Source organism: Kutzneria sp. NPDC051319 (assembly GCF_040682195.1).
GTDB lineage: Bacteria > Actinomycetota > Actinomycetes > Mycobacteriales > Pseudonocardiaceae > Kutzneria.
Genome location: NZ_JBFBAM010000079.1, coordinates 20,081 through 43,876 on the forward strand (window position 1 = coordinate 20,081; position 23,796 = coordinate 43,876).

22 protein-coding genes and 1 pseudogene are annotated in these 23,796 nt (G+C 68.8%); 13 read left to right on the forward strand and 10 right to left on the reverse strand.

Features of this window, described 5'->3' with window-relative positions; genetic code table 11:
- Positions 1–13 precede the first annotated feature (13 nt).
- Complete coding sequence (locus tag AB0M73_RS42290; RefSeq protein WP_363904089.1) at positions 14–1,390, forward strand: FAD-dependent monooxygenase; 1,377 nt, start codon at positions 14–16, stop codon at positions 1,388–1,390.
- Here AB0M73_RS42290 and AB0M73_RS42295 read toward each other — a convergent pair.
- Together AB0M73_RS42295 and AB0M73_RS42300 are read right to left on the reverse strand one after the other, a co-directional pair.
- Positions 1,387–1,836: an FMN-binding protein gene (locus tag AB0M73_RS42295; RefSeq protein WP_363904092.1), complete on the reverse strand. Its 450-nt coding sequence runs from the start codon at positions 1,834–1,836 to the stop codon at positions 1,387–1,389. The genes AB0M73_RS42290 and AB0M73_RS42295 overlap by 4 nt on opposite strands.
- Before the next feature lie 19 nt (positions 1,837–1,855).
- A complete protein-coding gene (locus AB0M73_RS42300; protein ID WP_363904095.1) occupies positions 1,856–3,181 on the reverse strand; it encodes a ferredoxin reductase family protein in 1,326 nt (441 codons plus the stop codon).
- A 111-nt stretch (positions 3,182–3,292) separates the two neighbouring features.
- Between AB0M73_RS42300 and AB0M73_RS42305 the strand changes: the two genes are divergently transcribed.
- Positions 3,293–3,694, forward strand: coding sequence for a hypothetical protein (locus AB0M73_RS42305; protein ID WP_363904098.1), 402 nt, complete (start codon positions 3,293–3,295; stop codon positions 3,692–3,694).
- Positions 3,695–3,789: 95 nt separating this feature from the next.
- On the opposite strand, the gene AB0M73_RS42310 is transcribed toward AB0M73_RS42305, so the two are convergent.
- Together AB0M73_RS42310 and AB0M73_RS42315 are read right to left on the reverse strand one after the other, a co-directional pair.
- The gene (locus AB0M73_RS42310; RefSeq protein ID WP_363904101.1) at positions 3,790–5,241 is read right to left on the reverse strand and encodes an FGGY-family carbohydrate kinase; all 1,452 of its coding nucleotides are present in this window, start codon (positions 5,239–5,241) and stop codon (positions 3,790–3,792) included.
- Positions 5,238–5,420 (reverse strand): NAD(P)-dependent oxidoreductase, encoded by a 183-nt coding sequence (locus AB0M73_RS42315; RefSeq protein WP_363904104.1) that lies wholly within the window; start codon positions 5,418–5,420, stop codon positions 5,238–5,240. Before AB0M73_RS42315 ends, AB0M73_RS42310 begins: the two co-directional genes overlap by 4 nt.
- Positions 5,421–5,572: 152 nt before the next feature.
- Between AB0M73_RS42315 and AB0M73_RS42320 the strand changes: the two are divergent.
- The 5 genes and pseudogenes from AB0M73_RS42320 (at position 5,573) to AB0M73_RS42340 (ending at position 10,493) form a co-directional block, all read left to right on the forward strand.
- Positions 5,573–6,343 (forward strand): annotated as a pseudogene (locus AB0M73_RS42320) (transposase family protein).
- A 326-nt stretch (positions 6,344–6,669) separates the two neighbouring features.
- Positions 6,670–6,804 carry a hypothetical protein gene (locus AB0M73_RS42325; protein WP_363904107.1) on the forward strand — a complete coding sequence of 45 codons (135 nt, stop codon included), beginning with the start codon at positions 6,670–6,672 and terminating at the stop codon, positions 6,802–6,804.
- 335 nt (positions 6,805–7,139) lie between these two features.
- Positions 7,140–8,003: a class I SAM-dependent methyltransferase gene (locus tag AB0M73_RS42330; RefSeq protein WP_363904110.1), complete on the forward strand. Its 864-nt coding sequence runs from the start codon at positions 7,140–7,142 to the stop codon at positions 8,001–8,003.
- Positions 8,004–8,060: 57 nt separating this feature from the next.
- Positions 8,061–8,984 carry an aromatic prenyltransferase gene (locus AB0M73_RS42335; protein ID WP_363904113.1) on the forward strand — a complete coding sequence of 308 codons (924 nt, stop codon included), beginning with the start codon at positions 8,061–8,063 and terminating at the stop codon, positions 8,982–8,984.
- 210 nt (positions 8,985–9,194) lie between these two features.
- Positions 9,195–10,493, forward strand: coding sequence for a nucleotide disphospho-sugar-binding domain-containing protein (locus tag AB0M73_RS42340; protein ID WP_363904116.1), 1,299 nt, complete (start codon positions 9,195–9,197; stop codon positions 10,491–10,493).
- Positions 10,494–10,521: 28 nt separating this feature from the next.
- On the opposite strand, the gene AB0M73_RS42345 is transcribed toward AB0M73_RS42340, so the two are convergent.
- Both AB0M73_RS42345 and AB0M73_RS42350 read right to left on the reverse strand, forming a co-directional pair.
- Complete coding sequence (locus AB0M73_RS42345; RefSeq protein WP_363904119.1) at positions 10,522–11,217, reverse strand: response regulator transcription factor; 696 nt, start codon at positions 11,215–11,217, stop codon at positions 10,522–10,524.
- 229 nt (positions 11,218–11,446) lie between these two features.
- Complete coding sequence (locus AB0M73_RS42350; protein ID WP_363904149.1) at positions 11,447–11,686, reverse strand: hypothetical protein; 240 nt, start codon at positions 11,684–11,686, stop codon at positions 11,447–11,449.
- On the opposite strand from AB0M73_RS42350, the gene AB0M73_RS42355 reads away from it, so the two are divergent.
- The 3 genes from AB0M73_RS42355 (at position 11,636) to AB0M73_RS42365 (ending at position 15,841) form a co-directional block, all read left to right on the forward strand.
- Positions 11,636–14,407, forward strand: a complete 2,772-nt coding sequence (locus tag AB0M73_RS42355; RefSeq protein ID WP_363904146.1) for a BTAD domain-containing putative transcriptional regulator — start codon at positions 11,636–11,638, stop codon at positions 14,405–14,407. The two genes, AB0M73_RS42350 and AB0M73_RS42355, sit on opposite strands and share 51 nt — an antisense overlap.
- 105 nt (positions 14,408–14,512) lie before the next feature.
- Positions 14,513–14,908 carry a DUF6176 family protein gene (locus AB0M73_RS42360; protein ID WP_363904122.1) on the forward strand — a complete coding sequence of 132 codons (396 nt, stop codon included), beginning with the start codon at positions 14,513–14,515 and terminating at the stop codon, positions 14,906–14,908.
- Positions 14,909–14,968: 60 nt separating this feature from the next.
- On the forward strand, positions 14,969–15,841 hold the full coding sequence (locus AB0M73_RS42365; RefSeq protein ID WP_363904125.1) for a dioxygenase: 873 nt from the start codon (positions 14,969–14,971) through the stop codon (positions 15,839–15,841).
- A 7-nt stretch (positions 15,842–15,848) separates the two neighbouring features.
- On the opposite strand, the gene AB0M73_RS42370 is transcribed toward AB0M73_RS42365, so the two are convergent.
- A complete protein-coding gene (locus tag AB0M73_RS42370) occupies positions 15,849–18,737 on the reverse strand; it encodes a BTAD domain-containing putative transcriptional regulator (protein ID WP_363904127.1) in 2,889 nt (962 codons plus the stop codon).
- A 146-nt stretch (positions 18,738–18,883) separates the two neighbouring features.
- Here AB0M73_RS42370 and AB0M73_RS42375 point away from each other — a divergent pair, with 146 nt between their 5' ends.
- Together AB0M73_RS42375 and AB0M73_RS42380 are read left to right on the forward strand one after the other, a co-directional pair.
- On the forward strand, positions 18,884–19,333 hold the full coding sequence (locus tag AB0M73_RS42375; RefSeq protein WP_363904130.1) for a nuclear transport factor 2 family protein: 450 nt from the start codon (positions 18,884–18,886) through the stop codon (positions 19,331–19,333).
- An 84-nt stretch (positions 19,334–19,417) separates the two neighbouring features.
- A complete protein-coding gene (locus AB0M73_RS42380; RefSeq protein ID WP_363904133.1) occupies positions 19,418–20,029 on the forward strand; it encodes a response regulator transcription factor in 612 nt (203 codons plus the stop codon).
- Between the two features lie 12 nt (positions 20,030–20,041).
- Here the strand turns inward: AB0M73_RS42380 and AB0M73_RS42385 are convergent, their stop codons facing one another.
- The 3 genes from AB0M73_RS42385 to AB0M73_RS42395 all read right to left on the reverse strand — a co-directional run bounded on the left by AB0M73_RS42385 (position 20,042) and on the right by AB0M73_RS42395 (position 23,230).
- Complete coding sequence (locus AB0M73_RS42385) at positions 20,042–21,049, reverse strand: DUF4331 family protein (RefSeq protein ID WP_363904136.1); 1,008 nt, start codon at positions 21,047–21,049, stop codon at positions 20,042–20,044.
- 251 nt (positions 21,050–21,300) lie between these two features.
- Positions 21,301–22,191 carry a 1-phosphofructokinase family hexose kinase gene (locus AB0M73_RS42390; protein WP_363904138.1) on the reverse strand — a complete coding sequence of 297 codons (891 nt, stop codon included), beginning with the start codon at positions 22,189–22,191 and terminating at the stop codon, positions 21,301–21,303.
- Between the two features lie 4 nt (positions 22,192–22,195).
- Positions 22,196–23,230, reverse strand: coding sequence for a DUF2891 domain-containing protein (locus tag AB0M73_RS42395; RefSeq protein WP_363904141.1), 1,035 nt, complete (start codon positions 23,228–23,230; stop codon positions 22,196–22,198).
- 93 nt (positions 23,231–23,323) lie between these two features.
- Between AB0M73_RS42395 and AB0M73_RS42400 the strand changes: the two genes are divergently transcribed.
- Positions 23,324–23,796: 3-deoxy-7-phosphoheptulonate synthase (locus AB0M73_RS42400; protein WP_363904144.1), on the forward strand; the 473-nt coding region annotated here is incomplete at its 3' end.

The following is a 23,796-nucleotide window of genomic DNA, read 5'->3' on the forward strand; positions in this document are numbered from 1 at the left end:
TAACGTCGGCTGTGTGAAGGGACTGGTACTGGGCGGCGGTCTGGCCGGCACGCTGGCCGCCGCCGCCCTCGCCTCGCACTGCGACAGCGTGGTCATCGTGGAACGGGACCGGATGCCCTCGGATCCCGAACCGCGCAAGGGAGTGCCGCAGGGCCGGCACGTGCACAACCTGATGTCCAGCGGCGCCCGGGCCATCGACGACCTGCTGCCCGGCACGATCGATGCGCTGGAGGCCGCCGGCGGGCAGCGCATCGACGTGCCTCGCCGCTTCGTCTCGTACGTGTTGGGCACGTGGAACCGGCGTTACCCCAGCAACCAGACCTTCGTGTCCGCCTCGCGGCCTCTGCTGGACTTCACCGTGCGGCAGCAGGCTTTCTCGTCCGGCCAGGTCGAACTCATCGAGGGCACCGATGTCGTCGGACTCACCGGCGGCGCCGACCGCGTCACCGGCGCCGTGGTCCGGGACCGCGAGTCTCGGCAGACTCTGGAGCTGACCGCCGACTTCGTCGTCGACGCCACCGGTCGTTCCACCGCGACACCCGGTTGGCTCACCGACCTGGGCCTGCCGGCCGTGCCCGAGGAGCGCTTCGGGGTCGGCGTCGGCTACGCCAGCCGCACCTTCCAGTCGCCGCCCGGCACCGATCCCTCGTTCCCCGTCGTCAACATCGCCTCCGAGCCCCGCCTCGACCGCTACTCCCGGGGCGGCGTCCTGATGCCCGTCGAGGACGGCAAGTGGATCGTCACCGTCGCCGGTCTGCCCGGCGGCGAGCCCCCGACCGACGAGGCCGGCTTCATGGCCTACGCCCGAAGCCTGAGCCATCCTCTCCTTGCCGATCTGATGGCCGGCGCTTCGCCACTGGGCCCGGTTTTCGGTCACCGCACCGCCGACAACCGTCGGCTGCGCTACGACCTCGTTCAGCCTTGGCCCGAGGGTTTCGTCGTGGTCGGCGACGCCGCCAGCGCCTTCAATCCCGTTTACGGGCACGGCATGTCCGTCGCCGCCCGTAACGCACTGTCCATTCGCAACGGTCTCCGCCGGCACGGTGACGCCGCCGGCGTCGCCCGCATCATCCAGGCCTCCGTCACCGCGGGTGGTCTCGACGCGTGGCAGCTCGCCGTCGGTCAGGACCTCCGGAGCCAGCAGCGCCTGGAGGGTCGGACTCCCGACCTCAAGTCCCGGCTGCTGTACGCCTACGGCGACCGCATGGCCCGGGTCGCCCGTGGGCGGCAGGACCTGTTCGCGTTGCAACTGGACGTCTACACGCTTTCCTCCCCGACCAGCCGGGTGTTCTCGCCTCGCGCCGTGTTGGCGACGCTGCTCGGGCCGGTCGATCCGCCGCTGGCGGAGCCGCCTTTCACGGCGGCGGAGCAGTCGGCACTGGCCTACTAGCTGCGGGCGTCGATGGCGGCCTGCAAGGACTGGGCGTAGGCCTCGCTGGTCGCGGTGGCGCCGGAGACCGTGTCGATGCGGGCGCTCTGGGACGTGAGGGCCTCCTGGCGGAGGGTGGGGGCGGCGGATTCGGCGATGCGCTGGCTCCGGCGGTCCGAAGGGGTCTCGACCATCTGGACGTCGGTGATGGTGCTGCCGTTGAAGGTCACCTGCACGCGGTAGGGGCCGAACTCGGTGTCGACCTCGGAGCCCGTGACGGTGCGGATGGCGGACCCCGACGGAGTCGAGCCAGTGGTTGGGGAACTGCCGCTACTAGCAGTGCTAGGTGTGCTGCCACCGCTAGAAGTGCTAGCGGCGCTAGGAACGGTGGCGGTACTCGGGTGATAGCGGAGCAGCGGCACAAGGCCGGCGGCGGTGAGCACCAGGGCTATGGCGGCGCGGCGCATGGAGGGGAATCCCTTCGGGTCAGGCGGCGAACGCGAAGCGCTCGGCGTGGCACTGGGCGGCTGGCACGTCCAAGGCCCGCAAGGTGGACAGGACGGCGTCGGTCATGCCGGGCGGACCGCAGACGAACACGTCCCGCTCCCGCACGTCCGGCACCAGCGAGACCAGGTGGGCGGCGCTGAGCAGGTTGGCGTCGACCGGGCCGACGACCATGTGCAGCTGGGCGCCGGTGTGCTGGGCCAAGTCACGGAGTTCCGTGGCGAGAACGGTGTCCTCCCACTGGTTGGCCCGGTACACGGCGACGACATCCCCGCGCAGCTCCTCCAGCAGCGCGCGGACGGGCGTGATGCCGACTCCCCCGCCGATCAACAGGGCGCCCCGGCGACCGCGCCGGCTCGACGTGAACGAGCCGTACGGGCCTTCGGCGAAAACCCTTGTGCCGGGCCGAATCGTGCGCATCCAGGCGCTGCCGTCGCCGAGAGCCTGCACGGTGATGCGCAGGGAACGACCGTCGGGCATCGCGGACAGCGAGTACGGATGCGCTTCCCACCAACGATCCTTGGTCAGGAAGCGCCACAGGAAGAACTGCCCGGCCCGGGCCGGCAGCTCGCCCAGACGCCGGCCGGTGACGTGCACCGACACGACGGTCGGCGACTCGGCGACCACCCGCTGGACCCTCAGCTGGTGGCGAGCGTTGCGCCACAACGGAAGCAGCACCCTGGCCACCAGAATCGCCGCCAGGGCAAGGCTGTAGAGGGTCCACCAGTAGGCCGTCGCGATAGGTGAGCCGATGAAGTCACGGCCGGTGGTGACCTGGTGCAGGAAGCCGAGAATCACCGCCAGGTAGGCGTACAGGTGCACAAAATGCCAGGTCTCGTACCGCATCCGGCGACGCGCCGCCCGCGCCGAGGTCACGGCCACTCCGACAAGCAGGATCATCGCCACCGTCGCCTTGAGCACGTCGTCGGTGTCGAACACCAACGTGCCCAGCTCACCCAACACCGGGCTGCCGTCACTCGCCGCGTAGCCCAGGGTGATGAACACGACGTGGGCCAGCAGCAGCCACAACACCCAGAAGCCCGTCCAGCGGTGCCACCGGGTCATCTGGTCCATGCCGAGGCCGCGTTCCAGCCAGGGCACGCGGGCGATCAGAAACAGCTGGAACACCAGCACAAGAGCCCCGTACAGGCCGGTCGCCCGGCCGACCACGGTCAACAGGTTGTCACTCAGGCCGCCGTCCATAATCAGGATGTCGGTCACCCACAGCGCGTTCAGCCCTAGCAGTGCTAGCAGCCATTGGGCCGTCGTCAGTCCACGGGCGCGGGCGGCGGTCGGAATCGCTGTCACGGATGCGAGTCTCGCCGCGCCAGGTCAAAGCTCTATCCGGGGAAGCTGTCGGTCAGCTGTGCGTGGAACTACTCATGCGCCGGCGGTCGCGCCCCCGCTACCGTCGGCAACATGCGGGGGCTCATCGTGAAGTTAGCCATCGTGGCGGCGGTCACCGGGTCGATCGTGTGGCTGGTGTGGCCTCGGGGCGCCGGCACCGACCAGACCGACCGTCAGGCCCGGGCCATCGCCGACGCCATCTCCTATCCGCGCCAGGCCGACGCCATGGGCTACGCCCACGCCGTGCTGGCTCTCAACCACGCCGGCGCGCAGGTCATGGAGGCCACCGACCTCCACCAGAAGGACCTGAAGGCGCCGCAGGTGCACCTGGTCATCCAGCTCCGCTACACCGACTGCGACAAGCCCACGATCTTCGGGTGCGGCGGCCGGGAGATCAACCGCACCGTCTGCTACGGCTTCGACCTGACCTACTACGCGGTGGTCAACGGCCCTTCGGTCGTCGACTGCCCGTAGCACGCCCCTATCGTCCCCGGCGCGGCTACCGATAAACGGAAACCGGCCACCACCCAAAGACGGTAATCACCCAGCAAGCGGGAATCGGGGGCTGCCTAGGGCCGGTGCTTCTCGGCGAGGGCCCGCACCGTGGACAGGTAGCGGGCGTAGAGGTCGTCGAAGCGTTGGGGGTCAACGGGACTGAACCGCCGGGCCACGCGGACGGTGGCGGCGAGGGCGGTGGGGAGGTCGGGCCAGACGGAGATGCCGAGGCCGGCGAGGAGGGCGGCGCCGAGGGCGCCGGACTCGGTGGTGTCGGTGATCTCGATATCCACGTCGAGGGCGTCGGCGAAGAGCTGGGGCCAGACGGAGCTGCGGGAGCCGCCGCCGGAGAGGCGGGCGGACGGGGCGGTGGGGAAAGCGGAGCGCAGGGCCTCGACGTGGGTGCGGTGGTTGCAGACGACGCCCTCGTACAGGGCGCGAAGCAGGTGGCCGCGGGAATGCCAACCGCGCATGCCGAGGAAGGCGGCCGAGGCGGCGGGGCCGTGGGGGGAGCCGTAGAGGAAGGGGTGGAAGACGACGTCCGAAGGATCACCAGCTACGGCAAGGATTTCGGCGTCGATCTGGTCGTGCGGGATGGGGCCGGTGACGGTGCGCAGGAGCCAGTCGAGGTTGGTGGCGGACGCGGGTGAGGTGGACATGTTGAGCCAGCGACCGGGCGTCAGGAATCCCCGCGCCTGCCAACGGGGATCGACGGCCACGGCGTCGGAGATGACCTGGTTGATGCTGAAAGTGCCGGCCATCAGGGAAAGCTGACCGGCGTGGAGGACGCCGTCGCCGATGGCGGCGCCGTCGACGTCGTGGGCGCCGACGACAACGGGGGTGCCGACGGCGAGGCCGGTGCGCTCGGCTGCGTCAGGGGTGACGGTGCCGGCAATGTCGGAGCAGCCGCGGATCGGGGGTAGCTTGTCCCGCAAGACGTTGAGCCCCAACAACTCCAGGGCACGGTCGCTGTACTCGCCGGTCTGCACGTCGCAGAACGACGCGCAGGCCTCGGTGCGGTCGGTGGCGATCTCGCCGGTCAAGCGGAGCCGAAGCCAGTCCTTGCAGAAGAGCAGCCAACGGGCGGATTCCATCACGGACGGCTCGTGGCGCAACAGGTGCGCGGAGAGGGCGGCGGGAGATCCGGCGAAGGGCACCAAACCGGTCAACGCCAACAGTTCGTCGAACAACGGGCGCCAACCGTCAACCTCGAAAGAAGCACGGGAATCCATGGCGGTGATGCCGGCCCGCACCGGACGGCCGGCGGCGTCGACGAGGTAGAGGCCGTCGTTGTGGCCGACGATGCCGACGGCCAGGATCGGACCGGGTGCGTCCACAGTGCACTGTCGGATCGCGTCGGCGGCGGCCGCCCACACGTCATCCATGTCCCGCTCCACCCAGTGCGGACGCGGATTCACTGTGGAACAACGGGTCGAGCCCGAAGCGACCGGACGGCCGGCGAGGTCGAACAGGACGGCCTTGGTCGCGGTCTGGCCGGCGTCGACGCCGAGAAGGAAGCCGGTCACAGCGAAGCGATCCGTTCGGCGACAAGCCGCACGGAGGTGCGGGTGGCGTCCAGGGTGTCACCGGCGTAGTACGGAGTCAAGGTGACGTTGTCGAGCTTGCGCCACGGCGAATCCACCGGCAGCGGCTCGTCGTCGTAGACATCGAGCGCGGCGCCGGCGATGCGGCCGTCGGCCAGCACCTGGAACCTTTTTCAACCTGAGCTGAGTGTGTTGGGAGGCAAGGGATGTAGGTCGGAAATCGAGGATCATCGGCGTGTCGGCGCGACAACGGATGAAGCCTCCGATAGGAGGGCTGTCGACCAAGACCAGTCCCTACCACCGAAGGCTTCGCATGCTGTTCTACCGCGCCGCGCTGCCGTTGTCACATCAGACTTTGACCTTCGTGTCCGACCTGATCCGTGCCCACCGCAAGCAGAGGGGCCTCGGTATGGCGCACCCTCAACTCTGGCCAGCAGGCGCTGCTGGTGCTGGTGTATCTACGCAAGGGTGAGCCGTTCGCCGGGTTCGCGGTGTCGACCACGACGTGCTGGCGGTATGTCAACGAGACCGTCGAGTTGCTCGCCCAACGGGCCCCGAAGCTTCGGGCGGCGCTACGGAAGGCGAAACGGCGGGGCATGGCCTACGTGATCGTCGACGGCACGCTGATCCCGATCAACCGTGTCGCCGTGGACCGGCCCTTCTACTCGGGCAAGCACAAGCGGCACGGGGTGAATCCGCAGGTGATCGCCTCGCCGGACGGCACGATCCTGTGGGTGTCCGGTCAGTTGCCGGGCAGCACCCACGACACCGCCGCCGCCCGGATCTGGAACATCCTGGCCGCGTTACGCGACGCCGGACTGATCGCGCTGGGCGACAAGGGCTACCACACGGTTACGACCAGACCGGCCAACAGGTCCGCACCCCGTACAAGGGCCGCAACAAACCCGAGTCCCGGAAAGAGGCAAACCGCGCCCATGCCCGCCTGCGCGGCCCCGGCGAACGCGCCAACGCCCAACTCAAGCCCTGGCGCGTGCTCCGCAAACTCCGGTGCAGCCCACACCGCGCCGGCCGCTTGGCCAAGGCCATCCACGTCCTACAGAACCGCGAGCTCGCCGCAGGATGAAAAAGGCTCATTGTGATCACCGGACGACCGCGACGTTTCAACACAACCTCAGACCAGAATATCCGGGTGGCGTCAACGAAACATAAACGTCCGCCGGTGCCGTGTCGGGGTGGAAAAACGATCGGGCCGAACGTCGACCTGGGCCTGCCCTTCCTGCCGGCGACCAGCTCCACGGCGAGGAAAGCTCAGGCTCCGCGAAGGAAGAGATGTCCATGTAGTCACGAAGTCGCTCACTTTCTCACCTAAGGACCATTACCGACGTTGGAAGCGTGGTAAAAACATCAAGGCACGCAAGAAAGTTCACGTGCCCACAAAAAGGAGATGAGATGCGCATCCTTCGATTTATCGTCTCACTGTCCGCGGCGGCCGCCATCCTGGGCGGAGGCGTTGCCTTTGCTGCGGCGCCGGCCGCGTCGGCCAGCCCGGCGTGCTTCTCCGGCAACTGCACTGTCGACTGGTGACCCCGTGACCGCACGACAACGGATCGAAACGTCGGCGGGCCCGAGCGTATGAGCACCGGCAGATGAACATCGAACAGGTGTGACCGAACTGCCCACAGCGCCGATGGTCCTGTGGTTGAGCGGAACACGAGCCGCCAGTTCATCTCGCCGCCATCGAGCTGGTGTCACCAATCCGGATGCCGCCCGGTCACGACCGGGCGACATCCGGGTCAACAATCAGAGAGGATCGCCGTGGTCGAGATCGGCATCATCCTGCGCGGCGCCGGCCCCGGCGAATCCGTCGCCGTCCGGGGCCACCACACCGCCGGCCAGGGCACCACGAGGGTCGTCGTTCCATGAGCCCGGACAGCGCGCTCGCGGGGGCCGTCCCGCGTCGAGTGTCGGATGGCAGCTACGCACTGGGAAAGTCGCCCGCCGAGACTCGACGTCTCATCCTGCAGGGCAAGCTGAATGAGGCGCACACCAGAAACCTGCTCGTGATGTCCGGGCTCACGCGCGGCCAGCGGGTGCTCGATATCGGTTGTGGCGCGGGCGACGTCACGATGCTTGCCGCCGACATCGTCGGCCCGACCGGCTCCGTCGTCGGGGTCGACGAGGACGCCGACATCCTCCGGGTGGCGAAGCAGCGCACGGAGCAAGCCGGCCTGGCCAACGTGTCGTTCAGGCAGGGCACGCTGCCGGATGTCGCCGTCGACGAGCCGGTCGACGCTCTGGTTGGCCGGCTGGTCCTGGTGCATCTGCCCGACCCGGCCGCCGCGCTGCGCGCCCTGGTCGAACGGGTTCGCCCCGGCGGCCTCGTATCGATGATCGAGTTCCGCACCGCCAGCACTAGGGCCGTGCCGGAGGTTCCGTTGGTGACCAGGTGCGTCGAATGGTGTTACGCGGGGTTTCGAGCAGCGGGCGTCGACCCGGACACCGGGGAGCGGTTGCCGCGAATCCTGCGGGATGCCGGCCTACGGCTGCAGGGCATATCGGTTGCCGGCACGGCAGGCCACGCCGACTCGGCGGTCGTGCGATACCTGGCCATGACCGTGGAGAGTCTGCTGCCGGTGATCGAGGCCCACGACATCGCCGACCGGCGGGAGATCGGCCTGGCCACCCTGGAGCAACGCCTGCGTGACGAGATGCGGGCCGAGAACGCCGTTCTCTACGCACCAGAACTGATCTGCGCATGGGCGAACGTCGACGCCGACCATTGACCCGATCTCTCCGCCAGAGCCGCATCGGCGACAGACGGCACAACCAGGGACGACTTCATGCCATCGAAAACGGGATTCACCTTCACCCGCTCCCAGTTTTTCCGCGACATCGCCACCACGGCCGAGGCTATAGGCGCCGAGTATTCGAGCTCGACCACGAAGATGGTGCTCGAAGCGTATATGGACAGTTTTCGTGACAGCGCAGTGCTGTGGCGGACCACGGACCGGCCTGGCGGGGCCCTCAACTACCGCTTCTACGAGCGGCGGCCGAGGGACACCGTCGCCGTCGCGGTCAAGGCCGGGCTGCTGGCCGCCGACGGCGATACGACGCGGCTGATCTCGTCCTGGAGCTCCCTGTACCGGGGCGTCTCGACCGAACTCTGCGACTTCGACGCCGCGAACGGACTCGCCAAGACCTGGGTCTTTCTGGGAGGTGTCCGGCCGGTCGACGAGGTTCTCCGCGCGCAGGTGGTGCCGGAGACGATCCGGAGGCACGCGCCGGCCTTTCACGATCTCGGCCTGGTCGGCGTGCGGCATGTGGCCGTCGACCATCAGCACGGCACGGCCAATCTTTATTTCCGGGTGTTCGACCCGATGACCGAGTCCCATGCCCAACGGCTCATGTCGCTCGTCGGTGGCGGCGTGATCCCTCGGTCGACCTACGACGATTTGACCAGGTTCACGTCGCCGAAGGGCTACACGTTCTCGGTGACGATGACGCCTGCGGACGGCGAGATCGAACGGATCGGCTTCTACGCTCTCCGACTGCCGGCCGGTCAGTTCCCGGCGATCAACGACCGGCTGGCCACGTTCTTCCGCGCGGCTCCGTCCTACGACGAAGAAGAGATGAACGCCGTCGCGTGGTCGTTCGGTCCGCTGGGGAAGAAGTACGTCAAGGCGGAGCGGAGCTACTGTGGCCGGCTTGTCTCCTTGATGCAGGAGTGGGGCAGCCCGATGACCACCGTCGGACAAGACGCATGACATCCACGCCCGGGCTTCGGTGAAGATCCGTCAGAAATGCGAGCTGTTCCACCTTCCGGCAGACCGAGTGCGGCCCTGATCCGGCGCACGGCGTCCGAGTGATCGGGCCCGTTCATTCGAAGGCGTGGTCATGCGCTCCCGTCCCATCGCTTCCCGCGGAGCAGCTGCCACCATTTATCACTACTGTCCTCACCGGCTGAGGAGGCCGTTTTGACCAGGATCGCCATCACCGCTGTGCCCGCGCCTGGCCATTTCGGGCCGATGAACTCCATCGCCGCCGACCTGGTGCGCCGTGGCCATCACGTCACGGTGCTTACCGGCGCGGAATTCGGCGATGCCGTCACCGCGACCGGCGCCATGTTCGCACCGCTCACCGGCGAGACGGACCGCAACACCGCGAAGTTGGTCACCTCGGCCGAGCGGCTCGCCGCACCGCCCGGTCTGCCCCGCCTGCAATGGGATCTCCGGCATCTGGTCGTCGGCGTCATCGCCGACCGCCACCATGATCTGTGTCGGCTGCTCGCCGACGCGGACGACCAGTCCACGGTTGTGCTGGGTGACGGCAGTTTCTACGGCACAACACCGCTCAGTTACGGCGCGCCGGGTCCGCGACCGGCCGGCATCATCGGCGTCGGCACCGTGCATTTCGCCCTCAGCAGCATCGACGCGGCGCCGATGGGCATGGGCCTGCCGCAGGACACCACACCCGCGGGCCGTGAGCGCAACCGCGAGGCGAACGCGTTTCTGCAGGGCGAAGTGCTGGGCGACGTGCAGGATGAGTTCGTCGCCACGATGCGTTCGCTCGGCGTGACGCGTGACCCGCTGCCGTTTTTCCTCGACGCGCCCATTCTCGGCGCGGACCGGTACCTCCAGCTGTCCATCGAGGAGCTCAGCTACCGGCGCAGCGACACGCCGGCCCACGTCGAGTTCATCGGCACGCTGCCCGCCGCGGGCCGGGCAGACGCCGCCCGGCCGACGTGGTGGCCGGACGTCGAGGCGGCGGAGCGGGTGGTCCTCGTGACCCAGGGGACCATCGCCAACCAGGACTTCGGCAGCCTGATCGAGCCCACGCTGGCGGCGCTGTCCGACCTGCCGGTGCTGGTCGTCGCGGCCACCGGACGCCAGGGCGCGGTGCGCGACGTGCCAGCCAACGCCCGGATCGCCGAGTACGTGCCGTTCGACGAACTGTTGCCGCACACCGACGTGCTCGTCACCAACGGGGGTTTCGCCGGCGTTCAGCAGGCGCTGCGGGAAGGCACGCCGATGGTGCTGGCCGGGCAGACCGAGGAGAAACTCGAAGGCAACGTGCGGGTCGCGGCCACCGGCGCCGCCATCAACCTCGCCACGGACACGCCCGCGGCCGCCGACATCCGGCGTGCCGTCCAAGCGGTGCTGACCGAGCCCGGTTACCGGGACAACGCCCGGCGGCTCGCCGTCGAGTACGCAACCCTCGACCCGCTCAGCAGCATCGCGAAGGCGGTCGAGGGGATTGCCACGGCGCGGGTTTGATCCGGGCGGTCGCCGAGCTGACGGACCCTCAGATAGCGCCCATCCGCATCGCATACGAGACGGCGTGCGCGCGGCTGTGCAGATTCAGCCGCGCCATCAGATCGTGGATGACCTTCTTTATCGTCCGTTCCGAGTAGCTCATCCGTTCGGCGATCACCGCGGTGGTCTCGCCGTTCGACAGCATCTGCAGGACCTCGATCTCACGGTTGGTCAGGCCGCCGGGCCCGAGACCCTGGTGCTCGAACGAGCTCATCAGCACCCGAACCTCGTCGACCAGCTGGCGGCACAGCCGTTCCGGCAGCATCGAGGTCCCGCGGCCGGCCCCTTCGACTGCCCGGACGACGGCCGCGTCCGTCGCGTCGCGGGTCGGCAGGACGCTGACCACACCGGTTTTGAGTACGCGAAACAGGTGGCGGCCGGGCAGCATCCTGGTCACGAGCACGACGCGCTGCGACGGATTCGCGGCGCCGGCAGCCATCGCGTCGAGGGCGTCGAGCAACGGCTCGTTCACGACGTCGGCCACCACGAGCAGGACATCCGCCTGCGGCCCCTGCCCATGGGGAAGCTGCCGAATGTTCGGCGAAAAAGTGAGCGCTGCCCTGACGTGCGCCGCGCGCGACTCGTCGTTGGCGCACACCATGACGGAGATCTGATGGTCCCGCGCGTCGACGTCGGCAGTACCGAGGTTCTTCCGCGCGACAGTCGGAGTCATTTCGATGGTCATCGCTCGCCGTCCCCGATGTTCTACGTTCTCTCGCAACCATTTACCCCGGGCTCTCCTTGAGCTTTCGTCGGAGCCGACGGGCGCGTGTCGCCGTTTGATTTCGACACGGTAGCCGACCGATGATCAGTCAGGTGTCAACGCGCTGTTACGCCATGTTTATGACGGCATCGTTAGTGTTCGTCGGGATTGCTTGGACGATGGATGCGGGTCGACATGTCTTCTTGCACGTTCACACGGGCAGGCGGCCGGTCGGCCGGTCGCGGCGGCCGATCGCGGTAACGTCACGCGCGTGTGCATGGGGTTTCGGTTCGCGCTCCTCGGCGATGTGCGGGCGTGGCTCGACGGCGTAGAACTCGATATCGGTTCTCCGCAGCAGCGGCTGACGCTGGCGTTTCTGCTGCTCAAACAAGGGAACGCCGTGACGCTGGACGATCTGCTTGGCGCGTTGTGGGGCGATGAGCACCCGCATACGGGGCGAGGGGCGGTGCGCAACTACCTTCATCGGCTGCGGCGGGTCCTCGGCGCGATCGCCGACGAACCGGCGATCGTGCTGCGGGGCGGGGGCTATGTCCTGCGGACGGATGAGTTGAGCTCGGATGTCGCCCGGTTCCGCCACCATGTCCGGTCGGCCCGCCGGATACGCCGATCGGGCGGCGCGGAGGAAGCCGCGTCGGAACTGCGGCTCGCGTTGGGGGAATGGCAGGGACAGCCGCTCGGCGGCGCGCGTGGGGCCGCGGTCGACGAACTCCGGGACGGGTTGGAGCGTGAACGGGTCGATGCCCTCGAACTGCTGGCCGAGATCGACCTGGAGCTGGGTCGGCACGCCGAGGCCATCGACCTGGTGACGGAGGGCGTGCGGCAGCAGCCGTTTCGGGAGCGGCTGCACGAGTTCCTCATGCTCGCGCTGTGCCGGTCGGGACGGCAGGCCGAGGCGTTGGTCGTGTACGACCGGCTTCGCCGCCTGCTCGCGGACGAACTCGGTGTCGAGCCGTCTTCCGGACTACGTGCGGTGTATGCCGACATATTGCGGGCGGACGGCGAACACGACGATTCCTCGAAGGTGCGGCCCGCTCAGCTTCCCATCGACCTTCCGGTTTTTGTCGGTCGGGAGACCGAACTGGCGGAGGGTGTGTCCGGGGCGGTCACTCTCGTCCACGGAATGCCCGGCGTGGGAAAGACCGCCTTCGCCGTGCATCTGTCCCATCAGGTGAGTGAGAAGTTCCCGGACGGCCAGCTGTACATCAATCTGCGCGGCTTCGGACCGGACGACATGGTCGTGTCGCCCGAGGAGGCGTTGCGAACGTTCCTCGAGGCGTTGGGCGTTTCCCCCGCGCACACCCCGGAAGACGTCGACGGCAGAAGCGCGCTCTACCGGAGCGTGCTGTCCGGCCGACGGCTGCTGGTGGTGCTCGACAATGCTCGTGACGCCGAGCAGGTGCTGCCGCTCCTGCCGGGCGGGTCGGGCTGTCACGTGCTGATCACCAGTCGCAACGAGCTGCTGGGACTGATCACCGCCACCGGCGCGAGGACCATGTGGCTGGACGTGCTGGATGACCGGCCGGCGCGAGAGCTCTTCACCAGGAGGATCGGTCCGGCACAGGCCAACGGCGAGCCGAACGCGGTGGCGGAGATCATCGCGCTGTGTGCCAGGCTGCCGCTGGCGCTCGCGGTGGTCAGCGCCCGGGCGGCGACCCACCCGCGGTTCTCCCTGTCCGACATCGCCGAGGAGCTGCGGCGCTCTCGCGGTGGTCTCGACGGGTTCCGCGGCGTGGACCCGATGACCGACGTGCGGTCGGTGCTGTCGTGGTCGTACCGCGCGCTCTCGACCTCGGCGGCGCGGTTGCTCCGGTTGCTTTCCCTACATCCGGGCACCGCCATCGGACTGGCGGCGGCCGCCAGCCTGGCCGGCGGGTCCACTCAGGACACCACCCCGGCGTTGCGCGAACTGACCTCCGCGAACCTCGTCGTCGAAGAGCGTCCCGGCCGTTACTCACTGCACGATCTCGTGCACACCTATGCGTCGGAGTTGCGGAAGGGCGAAGACGAGGAAGCCTCGGTCCGCCTGCGTGACCATTACCTGCAGACCGCCTACATCGCGGATGAGTTCTTCTCCAAGGCCGATGACAAACCGGCATGCCCGAATGCGTTGCCCGGCGTCTCGATTCATGCCGTCACTTCCCATGAAGCGGCGGTGGCGTGGTTCAACGACGAACGCGTCGCGATGTTGACGCTGATCGAACGGGCACCGTCCGACTGGGCCTGGCGGGCGGCCTGGACCATGCGTCGTCACCTCGACTGGGGCGGGTACTGGGAGGACCTCGGCGCCGTGAGCCGGATCGCGGAGCGCCAGGGTTCCGCCGAGGGCAGGGCGTATGCGCTACGCGGTCTGGCCAGGGTGGCGAGCCAGCGCGGAAACCACGACGCGGCGGTGGACCAGCTGGCCGACGCGCTGCACCTGTTCCGACAGACCGGCAACGAGACAGCGATGGCCTACACCCACCGGCAGCTCGCGGGCGTGCTCCAGTTGGCCGGCCGGGACGACGAAGCCATCGACCACTCCACGTCGGCGCTCGAACTGTTCCACGCAACCGGCGGCCGGGCCGGCGAGGGCGGCGCGTTGGTCGCCCTCGCCTGGGCATTGACGAGGGCGGGGCGCTCGCAGGAAGCCATCGATGTCGGTCTGCGGGCGCTGCCGCTCGTCGAGAACTCCGGCGAGACGTATTCGACCAACCTGGTGTATCAGGCGATCGGCCGCGCCAGTCACCAGTTGGGGCAGTTCGACAACGCGATCTCGTATCGCGAGAAAGGCATGGAGCTCATGCACGCCGTCATCAACACGATGCGACCGGCAGCGTCCTTGCTGCTGAGGACGAACACCACTCTCACTCAGATCAACCTCAGCGCCGCGTACCGCTCAGCCGGCCGGCTCACCGAGTCGGAGAACGTGCTGCGCGAGGCGCTGGGCAATTTTCGTGGGCAATTGGTCGAGCTGCAACGCGCCGTTGGACCGTACGACACTTCGGACCAGACCCGGACAGCCGCGTTGTGGCAGGTGGCCGACCAGTTGCACCCATTCGTGACCGAGAAGTCCGGCCCGGGATGGTATGACCGGGCCCGGACACTCATGGTCGAGACCATCCAGGTGGCCAGGGAGGCCGGGATCGAGGTGCAGACCCTTGACGCCATCTGACGCGTCGACCAGGCACGACGCCGAACTCGCGTGGTCGCCATCGCTCATTACCAGCGGGTCGGAGCAACCCGACCACGGCTCTTGCAATAACTAACGGAGGATGACGTGATTCACCTATCAGTGCTTCGGCTACGCCCCGACAAGCTCGACCGGCTCACGGACTGGTTCTCGGAAGCGAACGAGCGCGGCGACGAAGTTCGACAGACCTTCGCCCAGGAAGGCGTCCGACACGAGCAGGCGTATCTACTTCACACGGCGGATGGACCGCTGGTGATCTACGTAGAAGAGGTCAAGGACATCGTTGCGGCAGAGGCCGCCTTTCGGAGTTCCACCATCCCTATCGACGCCGAGCACAAAGCCGTGATGGCCGAGGTCATCGACGGCAAGGTGGACACCACCCTCCTGTTCGACATGACAGCCGACGGCGGCCGAACGCAGCCCGGGCCCGATGTCCAGGGAATCACGGTTCCGGACACCAGCGGACATAGCCGCCCGCGGTGATGGCCGGCGCATCGGGATCGTGGTCAGGTGGACCGCGGAGATCCCGTCTAGGAGGCAAGAGTGGCTATCGTGGAGTTCTCCGAGGAGAACCTCGTCGACGTGGTCGTCGACAGCTGGTCGAAGACGCCGGACGACCGGCTGCGCGAGGTCATGACCAGTTTCACCAGGCACCTGCACGCATTCGTCAGGGAGGTCGAACCGACGTCCGACGAGTGGCGACGCGGCATCGACTTCCTGGGCCAGATCGGGCAGCGGACGGGCGACCACGGGTTCATGATCCTGTCCGACGCCATGGGTGTCTCGTCGCTGGTCGACGCCATCAACAACCGGAAGCCCGCGGGCGCCACCGAGTCCAGCGTTCTCGGTCCGGTCTACGTCCCCGGAGCGCCGGCCTACGAACTCGGCGCGGACATCTCGCTCAACCACGAGGGCGAGCCCTGCGTGGTGGCCGGGACAGTGCGGGACACCGACGGGAACCCGGTGTCCGGCGCGCAGATCGACGTCTGGCAGGCGGACGACCAGGGCCGCTACGACACGTGGGCGCCCGACGCGCTGCCGAAGTTCAACCTCCGTGGCCTGTTCACCACCGATGAGGACGGCAGGTACTGGTTCCGCAGCGTCGTCCCGCACTCCTACGGTGGGCTGGTGGAGCCGCCCGTCAACGACCTGTTGGAGGCCACGGGACGGCCGGTGATCCGGCCCGCCCACATCCACCTGATCGCGGGCGCCGCCGGCTACCAGCCGCTGACCACCCAGGTGTACATCGAGGGCGACCCGGACCTGGACAACGACTTCGCCTTCGGCGTCAAACCGTCGCTCGTCCGCCCGGTGCTCGACATCCAGGACGCCGGGCGCGCGGCGGAGTTCGGCGTCGAGGCGCCGTTCCGGCTGATCGACTTCGACATCGTGCTGGCCCGTGTCGCCACGGCGTAGCCGCGGGCTAGATGTTGTCGAGGCTCTGCACCACGATCCCAGCCGCCACAGCCGCGCGCACGGTCGCCGTCATGAGTTCCCGGGCCCGTTCGTACCACCCGGGCCCGGACTCGTCGGTCACGAACGTGTGCAGCTCATCGATCGCCCGCGAGAGCGTAGCCGAGCGGTCCTCGTCGAACGCGTCGTGCCGGCCAACGGCCCGTTGCATCTCGGTCACCAGCCCGCGGAACGCGCCGAGTGCCTCGCCCAGCGAACTGTCCGCCTCAGCGAAGCGGCCCGCCGCGTGGCACGACTCGCTGAGATGGATCTGGCAGAGCACGATGTTGGATCGCAGCAGCACGGTCGCCGCCGGCCGCATCACCGCCACGATCGCTCGGTACACCTCGATGCCCTTGCGGCGGTAGGAGGCCGCGTCGTCGTACCGGCCCAGGTTGTGGCTGGCCCGGCCGATCGCCAGGTACGCCAACGCTGTCGAGTACCGGTCACCGGAGTCCTCCACGAGCGGCAGCGCCTGCATGCCGACGTCGATGGCCTCCGGCAGGCGTCCCGCCCGGGTCAGTGCCCACGCGAGCGCGACGAGCGCCCCGCCCGCACCCGCTTTGCCGTCCGCCTCGCGGAACAGCTCCAGCGCCGCTTCCGCGTGGCCGATGGATTCGACGTCTCGGTGCGCCAGCTGAAGGACACCGGTCAGCTGGCGGTGGGTGTACGCCATCGACGTGTTGTCCTGGATCTGCCGGAACAGCGCGAGCGCTTGGTCGAGCAGGTCCACCGCCTCGTTCTGATCACCACGCTGACTGGCCACCCTGGCCAGACCGCGAAGTCCGTACGCCCTGCCCCGCGGGCTGCCACGCTGCTCGGCGATCCGGCTCACCGCGGCCAGGTCGTCCCAGTACCCGCCCCAGTCGAGGTGGTGGCGCATGACCCAGGCCGCCTGCCACGACCACTCGGCGGGAGCGTGCTCGATCAGCGCCATCAACGCGGCGTGCTCGTCGTTGAACCAGGCCACGGCGTCTTCGTAGGAGATGACGGGATGGACCGAGACACCGGGCGCCGTGTCCGGTCGCGGCGGTCGCTCGCCGGCCTTGACGAAGAACTCGTCCGCGACGTACGCGGTCTGCAGGTAGTGGTCGCGCAGCCGGACCACCGCCTCCTCGTCGGCTTCCTCGCGCAGCTCGGCGGCGTAGGCGTGGACGAGGTCGTGCATCGAGTACCGGCCGGGAAGCTCTTCGACGACAAGACTGGCCGAGGCCAGTTCACGCAGCGTCGTGACGGTGTGGTCAACCGACGCGCCCGCCGTGCTGGCGGCGGCGGTCAGTCCGACGGTTGTGCCCGGGTGCAGGGACAGCAGCCGGAGCATCCGCTTCGCTGAAGACGAAAGCGCGTGGTACGACCACGAAAGCACCGACCGTACGTCGGCCATCGGGTCCGGGCCGGTGAATCCCACGAGGCTGCCGCGGCACCGTCGCAACTCGACGGCGAGGTCCGACAGGGCGAACCGCTGGTGGGTCGCCGCGCGGGCACTGACGACCGCGAGCGCGAGCGGCAGCCGGCCACACAGGGCGACGATCTCGGCGACCGCGTCGGGCTCGTCGTCCACCCGTGCCCCGCCGATCCGCCTGGCGATGAGCTCGCGCGCGCCGGCCTCGTCGAGCACGTCCAGGCACACGGTCCGCGCGCCCGTGGCGGTGACCAGGCCGAGCAGCTCGTTGCGGCTGGTGACGACCGCCTGGCTGGTGGCATCCCCCGGCAGCAGCGGCATCACCTGGCAGGCGTCCCGTGCGTTGTCGAGCACCACGAGGTACCGCTTGCCGGCGAGGAGGCTCCGGTAGAGCGCGCTCCTGCCTTCGAGGTCCTCTGGGGTGTGCGCGGGTGACACCCCCAGTGCCTCAAGGAACACGCGCAACGCGTCATCCGGCGACAAGGCGGTTTCGTCCGGTCCGAAACCCCGGAGGTTCACGTACAGCTGGCCGTCGGGATACCGCTCGCTCAACTGGTGGCACAGGTGCACGGCGAACGCGGTCTTCCCCACCCCGGGCATCCCGTGCACGAGCGTGACACTCCCGCTTGCCACCTCCGCCAGTTCGGTTTCCCGACCGACGAAAACAGGGAGGTCGATCGGAAGTTGCGCGGGCTTCGTCCTCGTGCCGGCTTCGGGTCGCTCGGCGTCCGCGCGCAGGAGCTCCTCGTACCGGTCACGCAGTCGGACACCTGGGTCCACGCCCAGTTCGTCGGCGAGGAGTCGTCGGATGCGGTCGTACGCGACCAGTGCCTCCGCCGGTCGGCCCGCTCGCCACAGCGCCAGGATCAACAGCTCGTGCAGCCGTTCCCGGAACGGCTCCTGCCGCGCCGCCTCGGTCAGCAGGTCAATGGCCTCGGCGTGCTCACCCAGCTCGACCGCGAGGTCGCCGAGCAGTTCGACCGCGTCGACGCGTTCCCGCTCCAGCCCCTCCCGCAGGTCGTCCGCGGAGGCGCCCCGAGCGCCGGCAAGCGCCGGCCCGGTCCACTCCGCCAACGCGCGCCGCAACTCCGCCGCGGCGCCCGCGGGGTCGGCCTGGCGCAGCTGGTGGGCGACGTTGACGTGGTCGCGAAACCTCGTGACGTCGGAGCGCTTCGGGTCGACCTGCAGCACGTAACGGCCGCCTCGGTTCACGATCGCCGTCTCGTCCAGGGCTCGGCGGAGGCGGTGGACGTAGTTACGTGCGGCGCTGCGCGCCGCCCGGGGTTGGTCGTCGCCCCACAACGCGTCCACCAGATCGTCCGTGGACACCCCCCGGCCCGGCTGGAGCAACAGGACCGCCAGGGTGAGCCGCTGTTGCGGGGAGCCGAGGTCGAGTTCGATGTCGTCGAGCCGCGCCCGCACGTCACCGAGTAGCTCGAACCGCAGTCCCTTCCGCACGGGCTTGACGGTACCGGGGCGCGCCCGCCACGGCACGGGCCACGACCGGTGTGGACAAGTTGGTGACACTTCGTTTACGCGTTACCGAATACGGTGGTTGAGGTCAGGCGAAAACCGAACCGCCGCGATTCCCGGAGAGGGAAGCCATGTCGACACTTGAAGACGAGAACGAGATCAGGAAACTGATCCAGAAGTTCACCGACTGCACGAACCAGCGGGACACGGACGCGTTCGTCACGGTCTACGCCGACAACGCGAGCTGGCAGCTGGACCCGCCCAACGGCGTGGCTTTCTCCGGAACGCCCGCGGAGATAGCGGCACAGGCCGGCGAGGCGCTCAGCTATTTCAAGGCGCTTTACCAGATCGTCAACTCGACGACCGTGACGGTGACCGGCGACACCGCCACCGCCCGTTCGTACATCACCGAGGTCGGCCTGCCGCCTGACCAGGAAGGCTACTTCAACTACGGCCTCTCCCTGGACAGTCTCGTCCGCACGGCGAAGGGCTGGCGATTCCTCCGTCGCGAGTACCACACGCTCTACGTGGACAACTCCGCGTTGGCGGGCACGTTCAAACCGTTCCCCGTTTTCAAGTAGCGGCGAAGGCGGCGAAAACCGATGAGCATGACGACACCCCAGTTCGCACCGAACGCGACACGGAAACCGGAGTGGATTTCCGTCGTGGTGTACAGCAAGGACGAATCATGCGAGTCGGACGTGCGGGCGGCGCTCGCGTTTTCGTCGGACGTTCGACCGTTGTCCCGGGCGCACGGGCCGCAGGCGGACATCCTGCTTGTCGTGGCCGATGTGGTGGACGAGGAACTGATCGATTTTCTCAACGAGATGGCGGACGCCGCGGTCAATCCCACCCAACGTGTTGTCCTGGTGACTCGGATGATCCCGGCCCGCCATCTCCTCCGGGCGTTCGAGGCCGGCGTGGTCAGCGTGTTGCCGCGCCGGGACCTCACGGACACCACCGTCGCCCGGGTGGTGCGGGCGAGCAGCCAACAGGCCGCCGTGCTGCCCGAACAGCTGTGCCGCCATCTGGTCGACGAGGTCCGGCTGCTGATGGGCACGTTCCAATGCCAGGGACTCGCCCCCGGTGGCCTCACCCCCCGTGAGGTCGAAGTCCTTCGGCTGCTGGCCGCCGGCGAGGACACCGCCGAGATCGCCCGGCGGATGAACTACGCGGAGCGAACGATCAAGAAGGTGATCCACGACCTGATGGCCCGCCTGAACCTGCGCAACCGCACGCATGCCGTCTCGTACGCGATGCGGATGGGCGCGTTCTAGCGTCGCGGGACCCTACGGTTTCGGCAGGTGCGGGAACGTCCCGACCGGCTTCGAGGTCACGGACTCCTTGCCGATGCCGAGCGACACCGGGGAGTTCGCGGCGATCGTGAACATCACGTTCGGCGCGTTGTCGGTCAGCGCCCGTCCGTTCCACTCCGCGAAACCGAAGGACGCCGGGGTGCCGACCCGGTAGGGCAGGGCGTTCGGCAGGAACCGCCGGGCCACGCTTCGCGCGTACGCGTCCGGGTCCGCCGCGGTGCCGTACGCGCGAACCACCCCGGCGATCTTCGCCACGACAACCTCGCCGAAGACGTCCGGGTCGTCCTGCGGGTGGCCCAGGTTGAGCCGGTCGCCCAGGTCCTCGTCGAACTGCGTGAACAGCGGGTGGATCATCGGCAGCCCGATGCGGTTGACCGACCGCCAGCCGCCGGCGTCAGTGGCGAGGCTCGCCCGCGCCCACACGTGGATATCCCGCCGGCCGCCCGTGTGCGCGAGTAGTTCGACGTCGGGGACCTCCATGACAACGGAGTACACCGAGTGTCCGGCGAAAAGGTTGTGCGCGCCTTCGGGATTCCAGCCGCTGAGGTCCACTGTGGTGCCGTCCTGGAACGCGTGTCCGACCGCGTGCAGCACGTCCGGCTCGATCCAGAACGGGTCACCCGCTCGTCCCGCCCAGACCCGGCTGCCGTCCGCGGTGTGGACCACCTCGTCCGTGGTCCCCTCGGCCAGGCCGTGCCCGCCGTGGTCCGATCCGCCCCGAACACCGTGCACGGAGAACCGCTGCCGGCCGTCCCCGTCGCGTTCGGCGAACGTGAACCGGTACGTCAGCGCCGGCTCGACCCCGAGGTTCACCTCGTACTTGCCTTCCGGGTGGAAACCCGGCTCCGGGATGTCGCCCGCGATCGAGTGGCACACGTTGAAGGCGAAGACGGTTCCGATCTCGCCGCGGAACACGTAGAGATCGGTGATGTCGAGCCGCACGTCCTGCCGGGCCAGCGGGGAATCCAGATGGTGAGACATGGCTGCACGTCCTTCGGCATGGGATCGTGGCCCCGACGCTAACCAGACGGTGTCCGAACCACGATCCGCACACGACCGTCTACGTCGGACGGGACACGGATCCGTGACCCCGCGGGCAATCCCCCATCGTGCTGTCCTGGCGCCGTGATCGGCCCGAAGTCCGGGCCGCACACCTGCCGCAGCGCCGTGACGTAGTGCTCGGCAGGAATGAAGTGGTCGCCTACCACCACTGTGCGCAACGAAGTCCTCCTTCACTCCACTCGCCGGCCGCCGTCGATGTCCTGGTGGACGCGTACCGCGGCCCGGTCCGCCGGCGTCACGGCCGGGGCATGGGTGCCGACATGGCGTACGGCCGCGGCGGCGTAGGCCAGGGCCTCGGTCAGGCCGCCGGCCAGGAAGCCGGCCAACAGGGCGTCGCCGGCGCCGACGGTGTTGCGTGGGCGATCGACAACGGCCTCGCCATGACGAGCCCCGGTGCCGTCAACCAGGACGGCGCCGTCGCCACCGAGGCTGACCAACACCGCTTGCGGACCCTTGGACCGGAGGGCCTGAGCCGCGGCGACCACGTCGGCAAGCGTTTGCGGCCGCTGGCCCACCAGCTCCGCCAGCTCGTCCAGGTTGGGCTTGATCAGCCAGGGCCGAGCGCCGATGACGGCCTTCAACGCCAGGCCCGAGGTGTCGACGGCGACCGGCCCGTCCGAACGCTCGACCAGCTCGGCGTAGAAGTCGGCGGGCAGCCCGGGCGGCAGACTGCCGCTCGCGGCGATCACGGAGCCGCCGGCGGCCAGGGTCATCGCCAACAGCCGCCGCCGATCCTCCGAGGACAGTGGCGGCCCGGGCTCGTTCACCTTGGTCACAGTGCCGTCCGGCTCCAGCAGGCTGACGTTGGTGCGCACCGCGCCGCCGATCCGCGCCACCTCGCACGGCACGCCGGCCGCCCGCAGCAGCTCCAGGAGCAGGTCGTCCGCCGGCAAGACCGCCTTGGCGGCGTGACCGTTCACCAGGAGCGCCTTCGCGACGTTCACGCCCTTGCCGCTCGCCTCCACCATCGGCGCCGCGGCACGGAGCACCTCGCCGCGGACGAGGGCCGGGACAGCGAGGGTCCGGTCGATGGCCGGATTGGGCGTGAGGGTGACGATCACAAGGTCACCCTTGTGCCAGCACAGGCCCGGCGTCCAGCGCGCCGAGATCCAGGTACGCGGCGAAGGTGCCGAGCCAGTGGTCGGCGCCGTAGCCGTTGCCGAAGACGTAGCTCCACCCGGCGGTGCGGTGCAGCGCAGCTGACGACAGGGCAAGCGACTTGTGCTGAACGGGCAGAGAATCGGCCAGGTCGCGCCAGCACCACGAGCGGCTCAAGGCCAAGCCGGCCAGGTGCGACTGGTACGGGTCGGTGGGGTCGTCGACGACGATCGGCTCCCGCAGCGACGCCCAGCGAGGGGAGTCCAGGTCGGGCAGGAAGGCCGAGAACCACGCCTCGAACTCGGAAGCCGGCAGAACCCGGCGCATGAGGTCGGCCTCGACCAGCGCCGGCGACAGGAAGTCGTAGGCATCGGGCTCGTACGCCCCATAGGCGACGTCGCCGGCGTACCAGCGCCGAGCAGCGGAAACGCAGCTGGCGGCCAGCTCCTCGTCACCGACGGCGCGGGCGGCATCCAGGACCATGGCGGCGGCGTAGGCGGTGTTCTGGTGGGTGCCGACGCGCAGGGGTAGTCGGGCGTTGGAGATCCACTCGATCCAGCGACGCCGCAGCACTTCGGCCAGCGGACGCAGGGCCGAGGCCCACGGGAAGTCGGCCTGGCGAAGCTCCGCGTCGAGGGTCAGCAGCCACGCCCAGCCATAGGGACGCTCCCAGTGCCGACCGGCGTCGGAGGCGAAGAAGTCGGCCTCGACCTGGCAGTTCGCCGGGGTCAGCAGCTCATCGAGCACGGCCCCGCCGTCGATCGGCAGCGACGGCAGCACGCGCCGTAACCGGACGATGAGCCAGGTCTGGTGCACGCACGAGTGCCAGTCGAACGAGCCGGCGAAGGCGGGATGCAGGACCCGCTGGGGCACGAGCTCCTCGTCGCCGGAGATCACGTGCGTCCAGTGCACCGGATGGTCCCGCCGCACGTTGTCGACGGCGGTCCGGAGCAGGGCGAGCGCGTCGTGGGCGCTCAGGTCCGACACGGGTGCGGAGGTCATCGCCACATCCTTCCCGACGACGGCCGTGACCGACCCCACCGAGAACGGCGGATCCCGACCGATCATCGAACGTCACCCCTTACCCTGGGGTCCGTGAACTGGACCGTGGACGTCCCGGTGGACACGCTGCCCGAGCTGCCCCCGCTGCCCCCCAAGCTGCGCCGGAAGCTGGACGACGCGCTGGCCCGGCCGGCCGCCCAGCAGCCCGACTGGCCCAACCCCGAACAAACCAAGATGGCCCGCACCGTGCTCGAAAGCGTGCCGCCCATCACCGTGCCCGCCGAGGTCGACCTGCTGCGCAGCCGCCTGGCCGAGGTCGCCCGCGGGGAGGCCTTCCTGCTCCAGGGCGGCGACTGCGCCGAGACCTTCGCCAGCAACACCGAGCCCCACATCCGCGCCAACGTCCGCACCCTGCTGCAGATGGCCGTCGTGCTCACCTACGGCGCGAGCCTGCCCGTGGTCAAGGTCGCGCGCATCGCCGGCCAGTACGCCAAGCCCCGCTCCCAGGGCCTGGACTCACTGGGCCTGCCGGTCTACCGCGGCGACATCGTCAACTCGCTGATCGC

Coding starts and splice junctions, on each gene's coding strand:
- AB0M73_RS42295 (WP_363904092.1), bottom strand. CDS start 1,836: ATGCGCCGCGCCGCCATAGCCCTGGTGCTCACCGCCGCCGGCCTTGTG.
- AB0M73_RS42305 (WP_363904098.1), top strand. CDS start 3,293: ATGCGGGGGCTCATCGTGAAGTTAGCCATCGTGGCGGCGGTCACCGGG.
- AB0M73_RS42325 (WP_363904107.1), top strand. CDS start 6,670: ATGCGCATCCTTCGATTTATCGTCTCACTGTCCGCGGCGGCCGCCATC.
- AB0M73_RS42330 (WP_363904110.1), top strand. CDS start 7,140: ATGAGCCCGGACAGCGCGCTCGCGGGGGCCGTCCCGCGTCGAGTGTCG.
- AB0M73_RS42335 (WP_363904113.1), top strand. CDS start 8,061: ATGCCATCGAAAACGGGATTCACCTTCACCCGCTCCCAGTTTTTCCGC.
- AB0M73_RS42345 (WP_363904119.1), bottom strand. CDS start 11,217: ATGACCATCGAAATGACTCCGACTGTCGCGCGGAAGAACCTCGGTACT.
- AB0M73_RS42350 (WP_363904149.1), bottom strand. CDS start 11,686: ATGCGGGTGCTCATCGCCCCACAACGCGCCAAGCAGATCGTCCAGCGT.
- AB0M73_RS42375 (WP_363904130.1), top strand. CDS start 18,884: ATGTCGACACTTGAAGACGAGAACGAGATCAGGAAACTGATCCAGAAG.
- AB0M73_RS42385 (WP_363904136.1), bottom strand. CDS start 21,049: ATGTCTCACCATCTGGATTCCCCGCTGGCCCGGCAGGACGTGCGGCTC.
- AB0M73_RS42395 (WP_363904141.1), bottom strand. CDS start 23,230: ATGACCTCCGCACCCGTGTCGGACCTGAGCGCCCACGACGCGCTCGCC.